The 1,685-nt window shown below is 66.4% G+C and carries 2 protein-coding genes; both read left to right on the forward strand.

Annotated elements, in window-relative coordinates; all coding sequences use genetic code 11:
- Nucleotide 1: 1 nt before the first annotated feature.
- The gene (locus AC3EDY_RS15930) at nt 2-748 is read left to right on the forward strand and encodes an electron transfer flavoprotein subunit beta/FixA family protein (RefSeq protein ID WP_488573471.1); all 747 of its coding nucleotides are present in this window, start codon (nt 2-4) and stop codon (nt 746-748) included.
- Nucleotides 748-1,680: an electron transfer flavoprotein subunit alpha/FixB family protein gene (locus AC3EDY_RS15935; RefSeq protein WP_488573472.1), complete on the forward strand. Its 933-nt coding sequence runs from the start codon at nt 748-750 to the stop codon at nt 1,678-1,680. The genes AC3EDY_RS15930 and AC3EDY_RS15935 overlap by 1 nt, the downstream gene beginning before the upstream one ends.
- Nucleotides 1,681-1,685 lie beyond the last annotated feature (5 nt).

Raw genomic sequence — 1,685 nt, forward strand, 5'->3', positions numbered from 1 at the left:
GATGAAAGCGCTTGTGTGCGTGAAGCGAGTGATCGACTACAACGTGAAGCCGCGTGTGAAGGCGGACGGTACGGGTGTCGAGCTGGCGAATGTGAAGATGAGCATGAACCCGTTTGACGAGATCGCGGTTGAGGAGGCGATCCGTTTGAAGGAGCGGGGGGTGGTATCGGAGGTTGTGGCGGTATCGGTTGGTCCGGCCAAGGCGCAGGAGACGTTGCGGACGGCGTTGGCGATGGGTGCGGACCGTGCGGTTCTGGTGCAGAGCGACGAGGATGTTGAGCCGTTGGCGGTGGCCAAGATCGTCAAGGCGCTGGCCGAGGAGGAGGCGCCTGGCCTGATCATCACGGGCAAGCAGGCGATCGACGACGATGCGAACCAGGTTGGCCAGATGGTGGCGGCTTTGCTGGGTCGTCCGCAGGGTACGTTTGCCAATGCCGTGCAGGTTGAGGGCGATGCGCTGATCGTGACGCGGGAGATCGACGGCGGGCTCGAGACGGTGCGGCTGGCATTGCCGGCGGTGGTGACGACGGACCTGCGGCTGAACGAGCCGCGCTATGCGAGCTTGCCCAACATCATGAAAGCCAAGTCCAAGCCGCTGGCGGTGAGAAGCGCGGCGGATCTGGGCGTGGACGTGGCGCCGCGTCTCAGGACGCTGAAAGTGGCCGAGCCGCCGGTGCGTGCCGCGGGGGTGAAAGTGGCCGATGTTGATGCGCTGGTGGCCAAGCTCAAGGAACTGGGAGTTGCGTGATGGGTAAGGTTCTTCTCTGGGTCGAGCACGATGGCGCCGCGGTTCGCGATGCGACGCTGAGCGCGGTGACGGCCGCCACGCAGCTGGGTGAAGTCGTCGCGCTGGTGGCGGGCGAGGGCATCGACGGCGTGGCGCAGGCGGCGGCGCAGATCGCGGGCGTTGCCAAAGTGCTCAAGGCCGACGATGCGGCCTATGCCCATGCGCTGGCCGAGAACGTGGCGCCGCTGGTGGCGGGCCTGATGGCGGATTACGACGCGTTCGTGGCGGCGGCGACGACCACCGGCAAGAACGTGGCGCCGCGGGTTGCCGCACTGCTCGACGTGGCGCAGGTGTCCGACATTCTCACGGTGGAAGGCGCCAGGACGTTCACCCGGCCGATCTATGCCGGCAATGCCATTGCCACGGTGGAAAGCAGCGATGCCAGGCTGGTGGTGACAGTGCGCACGACGGCTTTTGCCAAGGCCGAAGCGAGCGGCGGCAGCGCGGTGGTCGAAGCGGTAAGCGGGCCGGGCGATGCGGGCCTGTCGCGCTTCGTGGGTGCGGAGATCGCCAAGAGCGAGCGGCCGGAACTGACCAGCGCCAAAGTGATCGTTTCGGGCGGTCGGGCGCTCAAGGATGCCGAGACGTTTGCCGCGACGATCGTGCCGCTGGCCGACAAGCTGGGCGCCGCGATCGGGGCAAGCCGCGCGGCGGTGGACGCGGGCTATGTGCCCAACGACTATCAGGTGGGCCAGACGGGCAAGATCGTGGCGCCGGAAGTCTATGTCGCGGTGGGTATCTCGGGGGCGATCCAGCACCTTGCCGGCATGAAGGATTCCAAGACCATCATCGCCATCAACAAGGACGAGGACGCACCGATTTTCCAGGTGGCCGACGTGGGCCTGGTGGCCGACATCTTCACTGCCGTACCCGAACTGGTGAGCAAGCTCTGAGCGGC

This window comes from Novosphingobium sp. DS6-6 (assembly GCF_057784975.1).

What these genes read in the sequence shown, in the direction of transcription:
- AC3EDY_RS15935 (WP_488573472.1), top strand. Translation starts at nt 748, where the DNA reads ATGGGTAAGGTTCTTCTCTGGGTCGAGCACGATGGCGCCGCGGTTCGC.
- AC3EDY_RS15930 (WP_488573471.1), top strand. Translation starts at nt 2, where the DNA reads ATGAAAGCGCTTGTGTGCGTGAAGCGAGTGATCGACTACAACGTGAAG.